Raw genomic sequence first — 19998 nt, forward strand, 5'->3', positions numbered from 1 at the left:
TGCAGTGTTTTATTATTTTGAAAGGTCAAGGTAAATCCTTGTGATATTCTACAAAACGCGCAGGGATAATAAAGGTCTCAGTAGTATTACTGAGCAATATTGGGGCGGTGTCAGTCCCTAGCCAACTGAAATGGTGTGATTATCTTGCATCCTTTATCCACTACGATCCCCGTGTCACCATAGCGTGCTCCGCCAACACCGTATTCATAGACTCCCGGCTCAATAGCAATCATGTCACCTTCCTTAAGTACTGTTGGGTCCCCGGCTTTGATACGAAATCCAACGCCGCCAGAACCAATTGACCGCCCAGTGCCATGCTGCATTCCTTCCTCATAGCCATATCGGACAATAACATCCAATGCGGCGTTGTGCACTTCTCCCGCCGTCACACCCGGACGGACTGATGCCCAAGCCGCCGCCGAGGCCTCACGCGCTGCTTTCAAGATTTTTTTTACAGCTTGCGGCAATTCCAGTGTGCCAACGACTACGGGTCGGTCAAAGCAAATTTCTTGCCCAAGAAATGTCGGCGTGCAGCAACAAATTTGGACTAGGTCGCCTTCCCTCATAATGCGTCCAGCAGCTACAGAATGCGCATGCGCTGAGCGCTCGGGCCCGCTACCCATAACAGTGAAGCTGGAACCGAGGGGTGAGTAGTTCACATCTCCCTTCAAAAACTTGGCCACGCACTCTGTTGCAGCGCAGTAGCCTTGGAGAGCCGCCTGCCACTCAGCGATACCTGGTGTGATCGCATCCAAGATTGCCCGAAATTTATGTACGGCAACTTCGGCAGCTTGCGACAACCGGTTCATGGCCGCTGCATCATTGAAGCGGCGAATATCTCCGACTAAGTCTGAGACATCCGAGATACCTATAGGATGAAATTTTTTAACGAGGAGATCGAGATTTAGGGCAGTGATTGTATCACAGTCGATACCAATTGTTGCTGCTTGTGGCGCCGCTTTTTTGATTCGATCGGCGATAGCATCTTCAAATGACCTGAATAATCCAGGTTCTTCCCAGTCCCCCCATTCTGCAATGACCTTCTCGGTACATTTCTTGCGTATCACAACTGCTTCGATACGAGGCGAGACAAACACTGGCTCTGAATCTGGAAGTACAATAAGGAAGACTGGCCTTACGTCTGGGAGGCCGTCCAATCCTGAAAAAAAACGATGGCTAGCCGAGCCGTGCAACAAAATAATTTCCAGCTTAATCTTTTTCATCTCGGCTTGGAGACTAGCGACGCGGTTGCGGTAGTCCACTCTAGGTGAGGAGAAACTGTTTTCGGTTGCAGTAAAACTCTCTTCGCTTAAACGGTTTGAAGATAGAGCCATGTCTTTGAGGGATATTAACAAATATAAGAGGTATTTGTAAGAAGGCAAGTTTGTTTGCTTGAGTTGGATTTGATTGCATAAATTGGTTAAGGTCTATTTATAGGTGTAGTAAAAGGCTATGGATTGTGGGCCACGTATTCTACCGCCACTCTCTAAAGTCTATGGATCTTTTTTAAACGAGTGCAAAAAAGTTTACGAAAGCGGCGTGAAAGCAGCCTATAGCTGAAGTTTGAACGCTTTGCTTTGTCATATTGGTTCTGAACGCAAGCACTGACGTATTACTTTTGGAATGGCATGCTGTAGCCGATTAATTTATTTACGTATCCATTTCACAAGCGCTTGTGTCCTTCCCTGATTGGCGCTGAGTGGCAGGATATATGACGGTGTCGTGTCCGTGCAAATGTTCGTTGATGCGAAAATTTGTCTATGCTCTTCCTGTGGATGGGAAGTTGGAATGTCCGCGGGTTTGCAAAGTAGAAATGTCCGCATGTCACCACACGCAACACCGACCAGCCCCGATCTGAGCGGCTGATCCCGCTTGCAAGATCAGATCGGGGCGGGTGATTGACACACCTCTTCGGCTTTAGCTTTGAGACGCCTCACTCCGCAGCCGGCTGTTGCGACAGTGCTTTCTTTCGCCGCGCAATCACAACCGGATCGGTCGTGAAGTCTTTCCGACGACCAGGTCCACGAGCGCGTTTGATGTATCCATTCTTATCGCTGTTGTTCTTCACGTCAGGCGCCGGGCGCTCGTCCTGACGCTCCTTGATATATGCCAGGACATCACCGAGCCGCCTGTTCTCGGTGATCGCCGCATGCGTTACCCGCTGGTCCTTGTCGAACACCTGATAGGGCAGGGAATGTCCCTTCCATCGCACATCCAGCCGACCGTCCGCATAGGCATAGGTCTCGACATAACGGCCAACCAGGCCACGCGTCACCGCGGTCTCCTCCAGCATGATCCGCTTGCGCTCGAACGAAAACGTCAGCTGCGATCCGACATAGCGCTGCTCGCGCTTGCACAGGATCTCAGTCAACCGATCCGGCGCCAGATTCAGCGGCCGATGCAGATCGTCGGGACGGGCAGGGACGATTGCAAAACGCGCGTTGTAGTCCTCTATGAAGCCCGGCAAGAACGCATTGCCCGCCTGCATGCTGTCGATGCCAGAAAGCCTGAGCTCCTTGACCAGGCGATCCTGCAGCGTCCGGTTCATCCGCTCGACCCGACCCTTGGCCTGGCTCGAATTTGCACAGAGAATCTCGATGTTTAGCTCGCAGAGCGCACGCCCGAACTGGGTCATGCCCTGACCACCCCTGGCATCCTTCTTCGCCACCCGGAACACTGAATGCTTGTCCGAATAGAAGGCAACCGGCGCGCCATGACGCTTGAGATACAGCTCCAATGCCTCGAAATAGCTGAAGGCACTTTTTCGGAGCGCACGAAGCGCAGCTGCATCAACCTGCCGGTCGCATCGTCGACAAATACCAGCAGCGAGCAAGACGGTCCGCGATCCTCGAACCAGCGATGCTCCGAGCCGTCGATCTGCACCAGTTCGCCATAGGCTTCTCGCCGTAACCGCGGCTGATGAAACGTCCGGCGCTGCTTGCGCGACAGCCAGGGGCCGGCATCAGTCATCCAGCTGCGCACCGTCTCGCGCGATACACGCAGTCCATTGCGCTCGGCCAGCTTCTCCGTCGCCAATGTCGGCCCGAAATCCGCATAGCGTTCGCGAACCAGCGTCATTGCATAATCGCGAACCCCGGCGCTGATCCGGTTGTTCGACGGCCGACCGATTGCCTTGTGCCGGATCGAAGCCGCCCCGCCAGTCCGCATGCGCTCCAGCAGCCGGCGCACCTGGCGCTCGCTCAGATCAAGCACATGCGCCGCCGATACCGTGGTCATCCGGCCGGCAACCACCTTCGACAAAATCTCGATCCGTTGCAGATCGCGCTCGCTCATCGCTATCAATCCCATCTGCAATCTCCCAGGCATCGTTAAGGCCCGGGGAGAGTGACATTCCAACTTTGAAGAATCAGGACACTTCAACTTTGCGGCTACACTTCCTGTCGACGTAATATCGATTATGAGATAGCGTTTTCCAGCCGCTTCACGTTCGGTGCAATGTAGTTTCAAATCATACGCGTTAATTTTCACTGATGGGTTGGAGGAGCAACTGGTCGTTGCCAGACCGCGCCGACGGCGTTTCGGATCATACCTGGGGAAAAATAAGTCCGGCACCGAGAACCTAATCAATCGCGATTTCCATGCAAAAGCGCCGAACCTGAAGTGGCTGACAGATATCACCGGGTTCAATATCCCAGCCGGGAACGTCTACCTTGCGCGCATCATCGACTACTTCGACGGAACGGTCATCAGTTGGTCGATTGGATCGCAACCAGACGCGGGGGAATACTATGCTTGATGCAGCCATTGAGACCATGACAGACGGCGAGGAACGACCAATCGTCCATTCCGCTCGCGGAGCTCATTATCGCTGGGTCGGCTGGCTAATGCGGATTAGCGAAGCAAACCTAATTCGCTCAATGCCCCGAAGGACTGCTCACAAGATAACTTTGCTTGTGAGGTCTTCTTCTGCCGGATGAAAACAGAGCTCTTCTATCCCCGAGACTGGAAGGCTATTAGAATCGAACAGTTCGTTGCCGAGATAGACGCTTATATCCGCTGGTACAATGAGAGGCGTATTAAGATATCCCTGGGATCACTCAGCCCGATCGAATATCGAAGAAGTCTTGGCCCTAACTTGTAAAGCTGTCCAACTTTTTATCCACACCCCCTCCGGGTCAGTTCTCAATGGCAATCAACAAACTTGCCGCAAAAGCAACGCAGTCGGCTCGAAGATCGCACGCCTGCTCAACGACAAATGCAACCCACGACAAGAACATCAACTGGCGAGGAAAGAGGTCTACTATGAACCCAGATATTTGTTGAACAGGCAGAACGTCTGACCGTCCCACCAAAGAAGTTTGACCCGATCAGCGCGCTTTTCGCGGAAACCAAAGATCGCGCCGATAGACCATCAATGCCACTCCGCATGTCGGTCACTCCGCAGGCCAGACAGACCCCACATTTCCCGATGGCCCGATCATGCCGCCTCCGCTGCTAGCGGCTACCGCCGGCGAATTCCGACGGCAGCCACATCGGCTTGGGAAGCCTAAGTTTCTTCCGCGGAGGTGTCCAAAACTCCAATCATGGTCGGAGCGCCAGCGACTCTCTTGCGCCACAGCATGACCACGATGCCGACGACGATAAAGGCGCACGTCACGCCTAGGAGAACCGCGGAAACGGCGGCGGATTCTGGACTTGTGTTGAAGCGGATCCCTTCCCACAATTTTCTCGGCAGTGTCTTGACCGAAAGGTCACTAAGAAAGATCGATGCCACCGATTCATCAAATGAAAGGAGAACGGCAATCAGTGCGCCGATTGCAAGACCAGGTAGCAACAATGGGAAGACGATCGTACGAAAAACGCTCCAAGGGTTTGCTCCGAGGCTTGCCGCCGCGAGCGAAAGCCTTGGATCGATCGAGCTATAAGTCGCCGATGCTATAAGATAAACGACGGGGAAGATCAGCACCGTGTGTGCTATGATGATACCTATTTCCGTATCCACAAGCCCAACCCGTGCGAAAGCAAGATATGCGCCAAGCGCGAATACGACGGCCGGGACGCTGAGGGGAGCTTGCACCAAGGCTTCTAACACCCCCTGAAGTATAAACTTCTGCCGACCGAATCCGAGCACGGCGAACGTGGCAAGCACCAGGCTGAGCAAGCAAGTGGCTACACCAATACGTAGGCTCGTAACTGCCGCGCTAGTCCATTCTGAACTGCTGAAGATGGTCTCGAACCAGCGCAACGAATAGCCAGGAGGCGGAAAGATGAGTACGTCGGCCGAGCTGAACGATACCGGAAAGAGAACAACGAGCGGCAGGAGAATGAAGATTGAAATCAATGTAAGATAAACTGGTTCAAACAAGCGTGCGCCGTTCGACAACAGTGTCGAAAACTGAAACCGAGCAGAGGGTAATGCCACAGGACGACGTAGAAGATCCATGTCCGCGTGCCCCGCTGACGGCTGCGATCGGTTCGCAGGCGACGAGCCTGGCCTTTGCCAACGAGAGAAGAAGCTCAAACCCCAGCTCAACAGGGCGACGACGATTGTCGCGATCAACGCGAGTGTGATGCCAAGTGCTGCGGCGAATGGCCAGTCTGCACCAGTCTCGATCTCCGACTGGATTACTTGCGCGAGCATTTGCTGGCGTTGATTGCCAAGGAAGGCCGGCGCAATGAAGCTGGCGATGGTGAAGAGGAAGATGATGATGACGCCTGATTGGATTCCACGTATCGAGAGTGGGATGACGATGCCAAACCAAGCCCGGAGCGGGTTCGCGCCAAGAGTGTTGGCTGCCAGCAGGACGCGGCCGTCGATGCGACGAAGCACTGTTACAAGGGCGAATGCCATCATAGGAATTGAAGAGTGAACCAAAGCGAGGATGACCGCAGGTTCGCTGAAGAGGAGCGGCAAGGGTTCCGAAATAAGACCAAGACTAAGCAGCGTCCCGTTGATAAGCCCACGCTGGCCTAGGATTGCCAGCCACGCGAAGGTTCGAACCAGAACGCTGCTCAAAAACGGAACAAGGACCAGCAATCCGAGAAACATCGCCTTAAATCCCGTCGCCCGGCTCAGGAGCCACGCCAGCGGAAAGGAGACAACGAGTGTTATCGCAGTCGCTTCAAGGCTGATCCGCACCGTCGTCCAAATGATTTTCAGGTATACCGGACTTTCGAAAATCTTGAGAAAACGCCCGGCGGCATTTCCGCCGAACGCAGAGGGCACGATGTAAAGCAGTGGCAGTGCGAATGCGACGAGGAGGAGGATAAACACCGGAGCAAGTAGGAAGAGTCGCTCCCAGTCTCTTGAAAAATTTCGCGTCATCGTCGTTTGCTCCTGCCTTAAACCGATCAGTTCATTATGTATGTGGACCAGCGAGCCTTCACTGCATCACGATTGTCGTTCCACCACTTTGAATCGAGGATTGCGCCAAGCTTCGCATTCTCCGGGTAGCTTGGGAGGTCTTTTGCGACCGCAGGATCGAGAAGCTTAAGCGCTTCGACATTGGTTGGACCGTAGGGGATGTTTCGTGTCAGCTCCGCCTGGTTCTCGGGCTGAACAGCAAAATTGATGAATTTCATCGCTTCATCCTTGTGCGGAGCACCTTTCACGACGACCCACCATTCCGTATCGGAGACGGACGCGTCCCAACCGTAAGCCCAGTTTGCCCCGGCCTTGATCGCGTTATTCACTCGGCCGTTCGGGATGTAGGCCAGATCGATTTCACCCTGCTGGATCAGCGCCTGGGTGTCAGCGGCACCCTTGTAGGCAACGATCTGCTCTTTGACACGGTCGATCACCTTGAGTGCTCGGTCGACGTCCAACGGGTAGAGATCGGCAGCCTTGACGCCGTCGGCGAGCAGGGCAAATTCAATCGTGTATTCGGGCTCTAGCGGAACAGCACGACGAGCTTTCACCGAGGGATCGAAAAACTGCGCCGGCGTAACGCCATTCGCAAACTTCGCCTTGTCCCAGGAAAGGTTCATGCCGAATGTGATATAGCCGATGCCGTACTTGGTGCGGAGTTCGGCGGGGACACCGTCGGCCTTGATTACGTTGTAGTCGAGCGGTTCGAGAAGGCTGTCCTTGGCCTCGTTCGCATGTGCCGAACTTTCAGCGGACACGACATCCCACGTCACATTACCGCTCTCAACCATAGCCTTGACCTTCGCGTAGGCTGAACCTGTCGTGGCAGTGACCTTTACACCCGATGCTTTGTTGTAAGGCTCGAAAAAAGCCTTTGTCTGAGCATCCTGAAAAGTGCCACCGTATGAAGCAACTACCACTTCGGCAGCGGATGCTGCGCCAGCAAGAAGAAAGACGGCCGCAGCTGCAAGCCAAATCCCAGTTTTTTGTTTGATCGTTCCCACAGTTTCTTCTCCTCTAACATTCCGCTTTAGGGTCATCCTTCAGTCGGAAGAACGGCGACGGACGCTGGAGCCCAGCGCGCGATTACGCTTTTTCCGGGCTCAAGGCTTCCGGCCAAAAGGTCTCCTCGCATGACGTTGGCAAGCAGCGATTGCCCGTCAGAAATTTGCAGTGCTACGCGCCACCCGGATCCGAGATAGGTGATGTCGCGAATTGTTGCTGGAACCGCGAAGCCTTCGTCCGAATTTGCTTCGGCGACTGAGCGGATAGAAACGCTTTCCGGTCGGACCACAATATCGAAAGGCGTCTTAGCCGGGGACGGCAGCAACTGGCGCCCCCCTGCGATCTCGTATCCTCGGCCCTCGTCCAGGTTTGTAACCCGGAGGATCGAGCAATCGCCGATGAACCGTGCAACAAAATGATTGGAAGGCGCTGCGTAAATGGTCTCAGGATCGGCTACCTGAAGTAGTTCACCGCCCGACATGATTCCAATCCGGTCAGCCATCGCCATGGCTTCCGACTGGTCGTGGGTAACATAGATGACGGTGATGCCGAGTTCGTGCTGGATGCGCTTCAGCTCGTGCTGCATCTGGTCACGAAGTCTCCGGTCGAGAGCTCCGAGCGGTTCATCCATGAGCAAAATATCAGGGCCGAAGACCAGTGAGCGAGCAAGTGCCACACGCTGCTGTTGTCCTCCAGACATCTGTATAGGATATGAAGCCCCGCGATCTGTCAGGTTGACGAGACTGAGCGCCGCTTTTACGCGCTCGTCTCGTTCACTTCGTCCGACGCCGCGCATCTTGAGCGGGTAGGCGACATTCTCGGCTGCGGTCATATGCGGGAACAAGGCGTAGTTTTGAAATACCACGCCGATGCTGCGGCGGTGCGGCGGCACCTCCGTCACGGAAGTGCCGGACATCAGCACCTTGCCTTCGCTCGGTTGGTCGAAACCCGCAAGCAACATGAGAAGCGTAGTTTTGCCGGAACCACTTGAGCCGAGCAGTGCGAAGAATTCGCCCTTTGCGATGTCGAGGGTGACGCCGCTCACCGCAGTGACCGGCCCATAGCGCCGGGTGACACGATGGAAGGAAACGGCGGGGAGCGACTGGTCTGTCATTAGATGTCCCTGCCCAATTCAAGAGGCGTGAGCGGCTCGTAGCCCGTCTCCGTTACAAGGATGGTGTCCCCAAAACGGGCGCCGCCAACGCCATCGACGTAAACACCAGGCTCGATGCCCAGCAACATGCCGGCTTCGAGAACCGTCGGATCGTTGGCCTTGATCTCAGGGAATTCGGGATCTGACAGGCCGATACCGCGCCCAGTGCGATGCTGCATAGCGCCGCCGTATCCATGGCCCTCGATAACCGCGACCGCAGCGGCGTGGACCTCGCCAGTCGTAACGCCGGCACGAACTTTCGCCAGCGCGGCTTCTTGCGCTTTGCGTGCGACATCGACAATCTTGCGAAGATCATCCGAGACTTCTTCTGACCCCACCTTCAGCGGTCGATCGAAACATATTCCGTGGCCAAAGAAGGGGCGGCCGCAATAGCAAAGCTGTACGACCTCGCCTTCGCGCATTGGGCGACCCGCAGCAACAGCGTGTGCACGACCGGAACGGATGCTACCGCAGCCCATGACGTGGATGCCCTGCAGAAGCGGCGAATGGTCTTCGTCGCCATTCCACCATTCCGCTGCGCGTTCCATCGCGGCCGTGCGCGATGCGAGCGCAACTTTCCACTCCGGAACGCCAGGCCTTACTGCATCTCGGCTTGCCAGGAACTGGTGTGCTGCGATATCGGCGCTACGGCGAACAACGTCAATCGTTGCCTGATCCTTACGTCGGCGCACCTCGCGGATGATGTCAGTAATATCGACGATTCGATCGCGACCGAGAGCATCGCGAACCAGATCCAGGCTGCGCGCGGAGGTGGCGTCAAAATCTACGCCAATCTTGCGTGCTGTTGGGGCGACCGCCTCGATATGCTTTGCCAGAGCAGCCGAAAAGGACATTGGCGTCTTGGCTGGCTCTTCCCACTCAACCCATTCGACGGCGACCGGAACGGTACACTGCGAGCGAATTTCAGGTGCTTCGATGCGTGGAGAAATGAACGCCGGGTTGCCATCCTGAGGGAAGACGAACCAGATCGGCCTCACGGATGCGATGCCGTCGAGCCCGGTAAAGAAGCGATGGTTGTCGAAGCTCGACAATGCGAGAACGTCAATGCCGTTCTCCTTCATTGCGGTTCTGGCGCGCTCTATGCGCCTGGTGTAGTCGGCTTCGTTCGGAAATGTCAGTTTGGAGTCTGCTGGGTTTTCTGTCATGGCGCTCTCACAAAGGAATATCGCGGGTGATAGGACGGGCGTGACCAAAGGCACCGCGCGTCCCGCAGATTAGCGCAGAGTATTGGGCTGCGTCTTTACCGGCTTCTACGAGTGGAACGCCGTTCAATACGCGGCATGCCAATCTGGCGACAAATGCATCGCCTGCCCCGAGGGTGTCGACGGCATCCACGGGCACTGCGGGTACGAAAAGGGCTTCACCCTTATAGGATACGGTCGCCCCTTTAGCTCCCTGCGTAATTGTTACGAGCTCGACTCCGGCAGAATGGGCGATATCGAGGACCCGGGCGATTTCAGTCTCGCTCGCACCCGAGCGCGAGAAGGCCGCAACCTTCACGTAGGGCAATACGCTCGCCGCATAATCCAGATCACGATCCGAAAAATCGAAGGAGATCGCAACCCTTTCGCGGATTTCGGGAAGCTGGCCGTCTAAGCGACTCGTCTCACCCGTATGAGCCAGATCAAAACCTGCGAGGTACTCAAGTTCAGCACTATCGAGCTGGAGCATCGACACGCCCTTTTCGCAAAGGCCCCATTTCCGATTGTTGCCGTCGTCATCCATGTGAACGGTCGCAAAGGCATTGGGGCCGTCCTTGACACGCAGATGTGTCAGATCTACGCCTTCGGCCTGGAGGCTCGACCGGATCAGATCACCATCCGAGTCCGTCCCGATAACTCCAAGGTAGGCAGCATCCATTCCGCTGCGCGCGGCATGGACGGCGAAATTCACCGCATTGCCACCGGGAAACATCAGCTTTTGATTATAATATCGGTCGACCACATTGTCGCCGACGCCACAAATACGCATGTCGCTGCCTCAGTAGGTTGTTTTGAACATGTAGCGGCGGTCTGTCAGCAGGTGCCCGGTGACAGCTTGATAATGCTCGGCGAGGCGCTTCGAGAGCGTGGACAGAAGCAGTGGAGAAATCTCACCGCGCATTGACGCGGGTACACCCGGCAAGGTGTAGTCTTTAGAGTCGACGACAAGGCAGCGCTTGGTGTTCTTGTTGAGGAACGTTTCAACACGATCGATCACAGCACGGGTGTCGTCTTCGCCCTTGAACAGCAGGACTGGCGTATCAGGCTGAACGACTTCGAAAGCACCGTGGAGAAATTCGTTCGCATTGAACCAGGATGCATGCTTCCACTGCATTTCCATCAGGTAGCACATCGCAAACCCGTAGCCCGCACCTTGATTTGGTCCAGCGGAGAGGACATAGGTGAATGGCTCGGGACCAAAGGTTTTGGCGATTTCATGCAGATGAGCCTCTGCTTCTTGGATTGCCTTCTCGAAAGCGGCCGGCACAGCGGCATAAGCCTGGTCGATTGTCGTGAAATCGAGTTTAGAACCAGCGGCCTTCAACAGCGCCGTGACCATCAGGCCGATCAGAACCTGCTTCGGAGCAAGGATCGTGCGGTCGCTGTTATAGGTGAAGACCTCATCGCATTCAGCAGCAAGGTTGGTGGTCTCGTTCTTTGTGAAGCCAATAACGTGAGCGCCGGCGGCGCGCGCCCAGCGGGCGGCTTCGATCGTCTCTCCAGTCGTGCCGTTATGGGAGGCGACCAGGACAACCGACTTTGGACCGAGCAATGCAGGGCGACGGCGATTAAACTCCTCGCTGTTGAAAATGAACGTCGGGAATTCAGCAGCACGATCTGCAAGGTATGATGCTGCCGAGAAATCGTTGTAGGAGCCACCGCAACCAACAAGGAACAGGTTGCTCATGTTCTTGGCTGCTGTCTGTGCCACGCTAGCGATACGTTCACGCTGCGCGACCGCCGCCTCTGTGATGCGGCGGAAATCGACGTCGGGCGAAACAAGGTTTGGATAGTTTGTCATGATGCTCCTCATATGGCGGCGATGTGTGATACCGCTCTCATGTGATACCGCTCCCATATTTTGCTGGCCGCTGTCAAGAGATTTGTTTAAGGTGTCTTGGTCTGATACGAGACGATCTTCCTGACCTTCGAGGCGACCATGAAATGAAAGAAAATGAACGCGTAGGCAGCCAGCCGACAATCGATGATGTGGCACGGGTTGCAGGTGTCTCTCGAGCCACTGCTGCGCGCGTCCTGGGTAGTTACGGCTATGTTGGAGCCGACACGCGCAAGAAGGTATTCGCCGCAGCGAAGAAACTGGCTTATCAGCCCAATCAACTGGCCCGAAGCATGGCGACAGGGCGTAGCAAGACGATCGGTGTCGTCATTGCCGATATCGAGAATCTCTACTTCGCCCGCGCGATCAGAGCCATTACTGACACCGCCAGTGCCAAGGGTTTCGCTGTCATTCTAGCGACGACTGATGAAGATATCGCGCTTGAACGTGAGGCGGTGCGTGTTTTGCTATCCAAGCGAGTCGATGGTCTTATCGTATCGCCGACGTCCAGCATCGATGTCGATCATCTAAAGCGTGCCAGGGACGGCGGTTGCCCGCTGGTTTTGCTTGATCGCCGCGTGCCCGTCCTCAATGCAGATACGTTTGCAATCGACAACTATGGGGCGGCCCACCAAGCGGTTGCATCGCTAATTGCAAAGGGGCACCAACGCATTGCGCTCGTCTCAAACGCTCCGTCTCACGGAGAGAAAGAATACCTGATTTCGTCCGTTCGTGAGCGCATCGACGGTTATCGTGCCGCTTTGCACGATGCAAACATCGAGATTGACCCCAACCTGGTGGTTCTCGGCGGTTGGGACATTGAGAAGTTGGCTGAGAAGGTCCGTAGGCTCTTTGATACACCGGACCGTCCCAGCGCGGTTCTTGCCACAGATAGTTCTGTGGCGCTTGTTTTGTTGAACGTTTTCAGAAATTTACGATTGGTTATCCCGGATGAAGTCTCGCTCATTTCTTTTGATGATGCTGATTGGACGGCGGCGGTAACACCTCCTCTGACCGTCGTCTCGCAACCGATCAGAGAATTGGCAGCTGCCGCCACCGAGGATCTTATCGCTCGGTTAACTGGAGAGACAACTGAAACAAGTCGGGAGACGCTGCTCCAGGCGACTCTGGTCGTGCGGGACTCTGTGAGCACCGCTTCAGCGCAGCAGCCATCGGGTAAGGTAAAACGACCCCGGAAGGCGAGCAAATAATCAGCCCTGCATTACGCATCTGCGTGTATAGGTTTAATCTTAAGCAACGTTGTCGTTTCGGCCATGATTATGTCGTCGTCTGAATTACAGGCGTGGCCTCCACTGTTTGCGCCTTCCGGTCCCTGTCTCTTCGATATGGGCGGGCAAAATGTCGCTCAAGTCGGGCTCCGAGAGCAGAGATACTCCAGCAAAGCGCGAAATAGACAACGAGAATGGCGCCATAAACGAGATAGGCGGGGCTACCTCCACGTGAGATGGTGGTCTGCTCGATGAGGATCTGGGCCGAGCGAAGCAGTTCGTTCACACCAAGTACTGATCCTAGAGAACTCGCCTGTACCAGACCTGTAACGAGGCTGACATAGGGCGGCAGAATGATGGGCATAGCCTGTGGTAATACGACGAGGAGTAGCCCTTTCCAACTGCGTAAGCCGGAAGACAATGCCGCCTCTCGCTGTCCTATGGGCACGGAGAGCAATCCGGCACGGATGATGTGCGCCCCGTTCGCGCCGCCCCAAACGGAAACACTCAGAGCGCTCGACCAGAACGGGTTCAACGAAAGCCCTGCATGTGGAAGCACGAAGTAGACCATCAGTACGGTAACCATCAGCGGGATGTCTCGAAGGCACTCCACCAGACCGTAAATCGGGCGACTGACCCATCCGGTCTTCACGGAAAGTCCGGTCGCGAAGATGACGGCGAAGAAGGTGCCGCCCAAAATCATGACACCGGAGAGAAGCAGGGTGTTGAGAATACCGTCAAGCAGGAAGGACTTGAATTCGAGAAGCAGCATTTCTTACCACCCGCCAAAGGGTCTGTTGAGGCGGCGTTCGACCATGGAACCGACGCCGGATGCGGTAAAGACGCAAAGCAGGTAGATCACGCAGATCGAGGCAAACATCTCAATCGCCCGGAAATCATAGGCGATCCTGTCGACGGCGACGAAGGTGAGTTCCACGAGGCCGATTGCCTGCAGATAAGCGGAGTTCTTGATCGTAGCGACGATCGTATTCATCGAAGATGGCAGCGCGGCGCGCGCGGCCAGCGGCAGCACGATGAAAACGCCGTAGTGCCATCGTTTAAGGCCAAGCGATGCCGATGCATCCTGCATTCCCCTGTCTACCGCCGCCAAACCTGCGCGGAAATTCTCGATCTGGAATGCACTGGCCCAAGCCGTGAGCGCGATCACGCCGGACCAGAATATGCTGAAACGCAAGCCGAGGCTGGGTAGACCATAGAATACAAAGAAGATTTGAACGAGGAATGGCGTGCCGCGTATGAACTCCACATAGGCGGTGACGGTATATTCCAGTGCCTTCACGCCACTTGTCCTCATGATCGAGCCGATCACGCCGATGATGCAAGACAGCAGGATCGCGATGAAACTGACGAGCAGCGTCATCCTGAGGCCGGACATCAGATCCGGCAAGGCTTCGAGAATATAAGCAAAATCCATAGCCACCATCCGTATTCGCGTTAACGGTGAGCGTCGGCCCCGGCCGCGATGGCTGCCGGGACCTCATCAGGCGTTCACTTCGTGGCGGGCGGATCCGACTCGAAGGACTTGATCATTTCAGCGGCGACGACCGGATCCTTGACGTAGGTCGGAACGGTCTTCGAGTAGAACTTTTCATCCTTCAGCTTCTTCAGCACGCCGTTGACGAATGCCTTCAGCTCATCTTCTCCCTTGCGGATGCCGACGCCGTTGAAGCCGAGGTCAACAGGCTCTTCGAGCGCGCGGAACTGGGGATAGCTGCTGGCAAGCGTCGCGATGGTGATGGCATCCCCGACATAACCGTCGGCGCGTCCCTGCTGAAGGGCCTGAAGATTATCGGCATTGGTGTTGAGTTGAATAAATTCGAGCGTCGGTATGCGCTCCTTGAGCCATTTCAGCTGCGAACCGCCCTTGATGATGAGCATGGATTTGCCATCAAGATCGGCCAGCTTCTGGACCTTGCTTTCCTTCGGGACGATGACGCGGCTGCTGCCCCAATAATAGATGTTGGAATAATCGATGACCTGCTCGCGCGACGGCGTTTTGCCGAGTGTCGCGATGATGAGGTCGATCTTGCCGCCGGTCAGCGACGGGATACGGGCATCCGTCGCGACGCAGCTCAATTCCGCCTTGTTGGCTGAACCGAAAGCGGCAATTCCGATTTGCTTGGCAATATCGATCTCGATGCCGGCCGGCTTGCCATCGGTGCCGGATGCGCCGAACGGCGGCGAGTCGCATTTTACGCCGATGCGGATTATGCCGGCGTCCTTGATGGCCTTGGGCAGAGTTTGGGCGGAGGCAGGTGCTGAGGCAAGCATTAGGGCGGCAATGGTCCCTAGAGCTGTTGCCGTGCGCGAAATCATACTGATTGATTTGGTCATAGCTGCGGTTCCCTTTGTTTCATCGTTGTTGATCGAACGTTTCTCGTTCTTGTATTTTTGCCGCACCTTTCCTCGGATGGGGAAAAACCTGTTGCCGACACGGCTAGTGCAGAATTTGCTTCAAGAAAGCTCTTGTTCGGCTTTCCTTCGGAGCGCTGAAAAATTCTTCCGGGGATGCGACTTCGACGATCCGGCCCGCGTCCATGAAGACGACCCGATCCGCGACCTGGCGCGCAAAGCCCATTTCATGGGTCACGCACACCATGGTCATGCCGTCGTTAGCAAGCTGCGCCATCGTGTCCAGCACCTCGCGAACAAGTTCAGGGTCGAGCGCGGATGTCGGCTCATCGAAAAGCATGATCTTCGGATTCATGCAGAGCGAGCGGGCGATTGCTGCGCGCTGCTGCTGGCCGCCGGAAAGCTGGCTTGGGTAAAAGTCGGCCTTGTCAGGAATGCGCACCCGTTCCAGATAGGAGCGGGCGACGGCCTCCGCATCTTTTCTGGAAACGCCCTTCACCCAGCGTGGCGCCAGCGTGCAGTTTTCGAGCACGGTCAGGTGCGGATAAAGATTGAAGTTCTGAAAAACCATGCCGACATCCTGCCGGACGCGATCGATATTACGCCTGTTTTCCGTCAGCTCAATGCCATTGACGACGATGCGGCCCTTCTGATGCTTTTCCAGATGATTGATGCACCGGATCATGGTCGACTTGCCGGAGCCCGAAGGCCCACAGACCACCACCTTTTCCCTGCGACTGACTGTAAGGTTGATGTCGTACAGAACCTGCAGGATGGAGAACCATTTGTCGACGCCTGAAAGCTCGACAGCAACGTCCGTATCGTTCATGCCTGGAGCACCTCCTTTGCCGCCATCCATTGGTCTAATCCTTTGCCCTCAGGAAGGCAGCGCCCGATCCTGATCCGTGAAACGGGACGGGCGAAATTTTGCCAGTAGCGGACTTGACTGCCCTGTCACGATCTCACGGGCAATCAGCTCACCGGTAATCAGGCCGAGCGTCGCTCCGCTATGGCTGAAGGCGACGAAATAGCCCGGAATGCCCTCCAGAGCGCCGATGACCGCCTCACCGTCTCCCGGCACTGGCTTGGGTCCACAATGGTAGCTTTCAAGCTCCAGCTTCGGATTGCCTTCTAGAACGCGCGAAGCTTCGGACAGGAGACGGTCGATCATGTCCTGTTTTATTTCGTAGCTGCCATTGGAATTGCGGTTGAGCGCAGCTTCCGACCATGCAGAATCGCAAACGATAGAGCCGTCAGGCGTAGGTCGCAGCGCGACATTCGGCGTATTGAGCACGGCACGAACGGCATGACTGAAAGGCTTAGATTTAACGAGAAGCGTGGTCGGCGTGCCATCCGCGATAAAATGCCCGGCGTCCTTCACCATGCTGGGCACCGCCGAGCCAGTCGCAACCAGAATTGCATCTGCTTCGACAAGCAGGCCACTGGCCGTGGATACACCCGTTGCACGGCCGCCCTTCACATCAACACTCGCCTTGCCAGCATCAGTGATCACCTTACCACCGAGCGTCTGAAATTCCTGTAACATCAGTTCGATCAGCGAAGGCAGATCGACCCAGCCCTCCCCCGGATTGAAGATAGCACCCTGACGCGAGATCGCGCCGGCATCGATGCCGGGCGTGACCTTGGCCACATCGGCTGGATCGAGAAGCTGGCAGTCGTAACCGATCGACTGTTCATATGCGAAGGCTTCGGCAATGCGGTTCGACGCATCGTCCGCATCCCACGTCAAACCGCCTTCGAAGCGCAGCCACGGAGCGCCTTCGTTGCGGCTTGCAAGAGTACGGTAACGGTCCATGCCGATGATCCGCAAACGGTGATAGTCCGCGGACCGGAACCGCGCCGAATTGAGCCAAGATAGCGAGCGCCCGGAAGCTTGGCTCGCAAAGCTCGCCTCGGTCACGAGCGTTACTCGAACGCCAAGCCGCGCAAGATGCACTGCTGAAGATACGCCGAAAATGCCACCACCTATTACGGTGACGTGTTGGCTAGAGGACAAGGCTGCCATCCGCATGTTCCTTCAACTGAGTCTTGAGACCGGTTTCATTTGTCAATGCGCGATTCTTGACGCTCATTGGCATTTTGCTTATGTGTGAGAGCATGGCGGGAAAAGTGATTTCGAAACGGCTTGTAACTGTTTCTGACGTGGCGCGGAGCGCGGGCGTCTCCAAAGCGACGGCAGCCCGGGTTCTCGGCAACTACAGCACCGTGAGTACGGAAGTTAAAGACAAGGTTCTCGAAGCTGCGAAGAAGCTCGGTTACCAGCCGAATGAACTTGCGCGCAGTATGACGACGGGTAAATCGAACACGATCGGCGTCATCGTCGGAGACATTGAGAACCCGTATTTCGGTCTGGCCGTGCGCGGCATTAGCGACGCGGCCGCCAGCGCGGGGTTCGATGTGGTCCTTTCCAATTCGGGAGAGGATCTGACGCGGGAAAAGGCTGCGGTGCGTGTGTTGCTCGGCAAGCGGGTAGACGGTCTGATCGTGGCGCCGTCGTCCTTCAAGGATGTTGAACATTTGCATGAAGTACAACAGTCCGGCAGGCCGCTTGTGCTTCTCGACAGGACCGTTCAGGGTCTCAGTGTAGATGCCGTCGTCGCTGACGATCGCCAGGCTGCTTTGACCGCTACTCGTACTCTCATTGATGCAGGGCACCGCAGGATTGCCTATATCTCAGCTACAGTTTCAGACGATCCTGTCTATCGCGGACTGCATCAAATCCATCTCAGCACCGTCATGGAGCGAATTGAGGGCGTCCTCGAGGCAAGCCGTGCGGCGGGCATTGAAAGTCCTGAGCAGTACATTCGCCTGAGTGTGGGCCGCCGTGGGAAGGGCGAAGCTATCATAGCCGACCTCCTCCAAGGTAAACAACGGCCAACCGCTATCATAGCTTCCGACAATCTGGTGGCGTTGCAGGTCTTCAAGACGTTGCATCAGCTTGGGATGAACATTCCTGACGACGTTTCACTCATCGCGTTTCACGATGCCGACTGGACGAGTGTTACCAGTCCGCCAATCACGGTCGTGTCTCAACCGGTCTACGAATTGGGCTTTGAGAGTGCCCAGGTTCTTCTGCAACGAATTACCGACCCGAGCGAGTCACCACGCTGCCGCGTTCTCTCAACCCATCTGATAATCCGGAAGTCCGTTGCAGCACCGCCATATGTCTGATTGGGACGATCGATGCTTGCGCGATTTGCAATAATCGACAAAATGATGGAGTGACCGCGCTCCAAGGACAGGGGGGCGGTCGCTCCATTTGGCATCAATTTTATTCGACTTCGACGTTCTCGACGGTGAACCCTGATTGGAATGTCAGGAAGCCAGGAATGTTGGTGAAGCCCTTAACCTTCTTGTTGAGACCAAAACTCTGGTCACGCCACATCAGGTAAACGAACGGCGACTGTTCGAGCGCACGATCGACGAACTGGCTGTAGATTTTCTCACGCTCGACGGGGTCAAGTGTAACGCGGCCTTTATCGAGCAGATTGTTGATAACCTCGTCGTCGAAATAGGCCGAATTATTGAGCCGCACAAGTTGTTGGCCACCGTAGAAGAAGTTACTTAGCCAATCTGGATCGGCGATATCGCCTGCAGTGCCGGCGACAAGGAAATCGTAGTCCCCCGCGTTGTTCTTGGCGATGCGGCCGGACCAGTCCGGCAGGTCAAGCTTGGTCTTGATCCCGATCTTTGCGAGTTCGGCCTGAACCGCAATCGCCGTGTTGTTGTGGAAGCCGTACTGCGATGTGGAAAGCAGCCTAGCTTCGAAACCGTTCGGATAGCCCGCCTTTGCCAACATCTCTTTCGCCTTGGCGGGGTCGTATTTGAAGAAGTTTGCCTTATCCTTGGAATAGCCCATGTAGCCTTCCGGAATTGCGATGCCATAGAGTGGTGTGCCGCGACCGTTGAAGGCGGTGTTGATCACCGTGGCACGGTCGATTGCATAGGAAATTGCTTGGCGCACTTCCGGCTTGGAGAACGGCTCGAACTTGGTATTGAACTGAAGCATCATAAACGGGCCGGTGGTGCTCGCCAGCTTCAAGTCGGAGCTTCCCTCGATCGATGCGGCATCCTTCCACGGAACATAGTCGATGATGTCGACGTCGCCGGATTTCAGCGCGTTCACACGTGTATTCTCGTCACCGTAGAAGACGTAGTGGACGTCATCGAGATGCGGCTTGCCCTTCTTGTAATAACTGTCGAACTTCTCAACGGTCAGTTCACGACCGCGTTCCCAGTTGACGAACTTGAAAGGACCGGCGCCAATTGGCGCGGCATTCGGATCGCTGCCATGCGCCTTGATCCAGGCGGCCGGAATAATCGCAGATTCCGGAAGAGCCAGGTAATGGACCAGCGGCACAAAGGGCTTCGAGAGCACAAGCTTAACTGTCTTGGGATCCGGCGTCTCAATCGACTGGATGACGCCGAGCTCATTTCTATAGGTCGCCTTGCTGTCCTTGGCAGTCACGCGCTCGATGGACGCCTTGACATCCGCTGACGTGACCGGAGAACCGTCGTGAAACTTTGCGTCTCGGAGCTTGAACGTATAGGTCAGCGCATCCGGGGAGACGTCATAGCTTTCCGCCAGTTCGGACGAGAGCTTTCCATCCGGACCATAGTTGAAGAGGCCGCGATGGATTGCTAGCCTTATCGTGCGCGCCGGCGCGCCGGCATTGATCGTGCTTTCAAGCGTCGACGGTTCGCCGGATAGGCCGAAATACAGCGAACCGCCATCTGCGGCAAACGCCTGTTGAGCGAAGACGCCCGATGCAAGGGCCAAAGCGACCCCGAATATCTTCCCTTTCATGCTGTACCCCTTTTTTACTTGT

The 19998-nt window shown here is 55.8% G+C and carries 16 protein-coding genes and 2 pseudogenes; 3 read left to right on the top strand and 15 right to left on the bottom strand.

Annotated features, from left to right (window positions below; translation table 11 throughout):
• Nucleotides 1–110: 110 nt before the first annotated feature.
• Nucleotides 111–1382 (bottom strand): M24 family metallopeptidase, encoded by a 1272-nt coding sequence (locus GGQ73_RS16535; protein ID WP_139103025.1) that lies wholly within the window; start codon nucleotides 1380–1382, stop codon nucleotides 111–113.
• A 551-nt stretch (nucleotides 1383–1933) separates the two neighbouring features.
• Nucleotides 1934–3309 (bottom strand): annotated as a pseudogene (locus tag GGQ73_RS16540) (ISNCY family transposase).
• 190 nt (nucleotides 3310–3499) lie between these two features.
• On the opposite strand from GGQ73_RS16540, the pseudogene GGQ73_RS16545 reads away from it, so the two are divergent.
• A pseudogene (locus GGQ73_RS16545) lies at nucleotides 3500–4102 on the top strand (IS3 family transposase); the annotation flags it as partial.
• A gap of 159 nt (nucleotides 4103–4261) precedes the next feature.
• Here GGQ73_RS16545 and tnpB read toward each other — a convergent pair.
• The 7 genes from tnpB to GGQ73_RS16580 all read right to left on the bottom strand — a co-directional run bounded on the left by tnpB (nucleotide 4262) and on the right by GGQ73_RS16580 (nucleotide 11510).
• Entirely contained in the window at nucleotides 4262–4366 is a 105-nt protein-coding gene (tnpB, locus tag GGQ73_RS23375) for an IS66 family insertion sequence element accessory protein TnpB (RefSeq protein ID WP_081307306.1), read from the bottom strand.
• Between the two features lie 141 nt (nucleotides 4367–4507).
• The gene (locus GGQ73_RS16555; protein WP_173994875.1) at nucleotides 4508–6286 is read right to left on the bottom strand and encodes an ABC transporter permease subunit; all 1779 of its coding nucleotides are present in this window, start codon (nucleotides 6284–6286) and stop codon (nucleotides 4508–4510) included.
• 26 nt (nucleotides 6287–6312) lie between these two features.
• Nucleotides 6313–7332 (bottom strand): polyamine ABC transporter substrate-binding protein, encoded by a 1020-nt coding sequence (locus GGQ73_RS16560; RefSeq protein ID WP_065657545.1) that lies wholly within the window; start codon nucleotides 7330–7332, stop codon nucleotides 6313–6315.
• A 32-nt stretch (nucleotides 7333–7364) separates the two neighbouring features.
• Complete coding sequence (gene potA / locus GGQ73_RS16565; RefSeq protein ID WP_032489944.1) at nucleotides 7365–8447, bottom strand: polyamine ABC transporter ATP-binding protein; 1083 nt, start codon at nucleotides 8445–8447, stop codon at nucleotides 7365–7367.
• Nucleotides 8447–9652 (bottom strand): M24 family metallopeptidase, encoded by a 1206-nt coding sequence (locus tag GGQ73_RS16570; RefSeq protein WP_032489945.1) that lies wholly within the window; start codon nucleotides 9650–9652, stop codon nucleotides 8447–8449. Before GGQ73_RS16570 ends, potA begins: the two co-directional genes overlap by 1 nt.
• Nucleotides 9653–9659: 7 nt before the next feature.
• Nucleotides 9660–10478, bottom strand: a complete 819-nt coding sequence (locus tag GGQ73_RS16575) for a PfkB family carbohydrate kinase (RefSeq protein WP_032489946.1) — start codon at nucleotides 10476–10478, stop codon at nucleotides 9660–9662.
• 9 nt (nucleotides 10479–10487) lie between these two features.
• Nucleotides 10488–11510, bottom strand: coding sequence for an SIS domain-containing protein (locus tag GGQ73_RS16580; RefSeq protein ID WP_065657546.1), 1023 nt, complete (start codon nucleotides 11508–11510; stop codon nucleotides 10488–10490).
• Nucleotides 11511–11653: 143 nt separating this feature from the next.
• Here GGQ73_RS16580 and GGQ73_RS16585 point away from each other — a divergent pair, with 143 nt between their 5' ends.
• Nucleotides 11654–12757, top strand: coding sequence for a LacI family DNA-binding transcriptional regulator (locus GGQ73_RS16585; RefSeq protein ID WP_065657547.1), 1104 nt, complete (start codon nucleotides 11654–11656; stop codon nucleotides 12755–12757).
• Between the two features lie 67 nt (nucleotides 12758–12824).
• Here the strand turns inward: GGQ73_RS16585 and GGQ73_RS16590 are convergent, their stop codons facing one another.
• From GGQ73_RS16590 to GGQ73_RS16610, 5 genes are all read right to left on the bottom strand, one after another.
• Nucleotides 12825–13547: an amino acid ABC transporter permease gene (locus tag GGQ73_RS16590; protein WP_032489949.1), complete on the bottom strand. Its 723-nt coding sequence runs from the start codon at nucleotides 13545–13547 to the stop codon at nucleotides 12825–12827.
• Nucleotides 13548–13550: 3 nt separating this feature from the next.
• A complete protein-coding gene (locus GGQ73_RS16595; protein ID WP_139103027.1) occupies nucleotides 13551–14210 on the bottom strand; it encodes an amino acid ABC transporter permease in 660 nt (219 codons plus the stop codon).
• Nucleotides 14211–14284: 74 nt separating this feature from the next.
• Entirely contained in the window at nucleotides 14285–15130 is an 846-nt protein-coding gene (locus GGQ73_RS16600; RefSeq protein WP_081307307.1) for a cysteine ABC transporter substrate-binding protein, read from the bottom strand.
• A gap of 103 nt (nucleotides 15131–15233) precedes the next feature.
• Nucleotides 15234–15977 carry an amino acid ABC transporter ATP-binding protein gene (locus GGQ73_RS16605; protein WP_065657622.1) on the bottom strand — a complete coding sequence of 248 codons (744 nt, stop codon included), beginning with the start codon at nucleotides 15975–15977 and terminating at the stop codon, nucleotides 15234–15236.
• 48 nt (nucleotides 15978–16025) lie between these two features.
• Complete coding sequence (locus tag GGQ73_RS16610; RefSeq protein ID WP_173994876.1) at nucleotides 16026–17174, bottom strand: NAD(P)/FAD-dependent oxidoreductase; 1149 nt, start codon at nucleotides 17172–17174, stop codon at nucleotides 16026–16028.
• 56 nt (nucleotides 17175–17230) lie between these two features.
• On the opposite strand from GGQ73_RS16610, the gene GGQ73_RS16615 reads away from it, so the two are divergent.
• Nucleotides 17231–18340 (top strand): LacI family DNA-binding transcriptional regulator, encoded by a 1110-nt coding sequence (locus GGQ73_RS16615; protein ID WP_234911001.1) that lies wholly within the window; start codon nucleotides 17231–17233, stop codon nucleotides 18338–18340.
• Between the two features lie 100 nt (nucleotides 18341–18440).
• Here the strand turns inward: GGQ73_RS16615 and GGQ73_RS16620 are convergent, their stop codons facing one another.
• On the bottom strand, nucleotides 18441–19976 hold the full coding sequence (locus GGQ73_RS16620) for an ABC transporter substrate-binding protein (RefSeq protein ID WP_065657549.1): 1536 nt from the start codon (nucleotides 19974–19976) through the stop codon (nucleotides 18441–18443).
• Between the last annotated feature and the right edge of the window lie 22 nt (nucleotides 19977–19998).

It is taken from the genome of Rhizobium skierniewicense (assembly GCF_014196515.1).
GTDB lineage: Bacteria > Pseudomonadota > Alphaproteobacteria > Rhizobiales > Rhizobiaceae > Agrobacterium > Agrobacterium skierniewicense.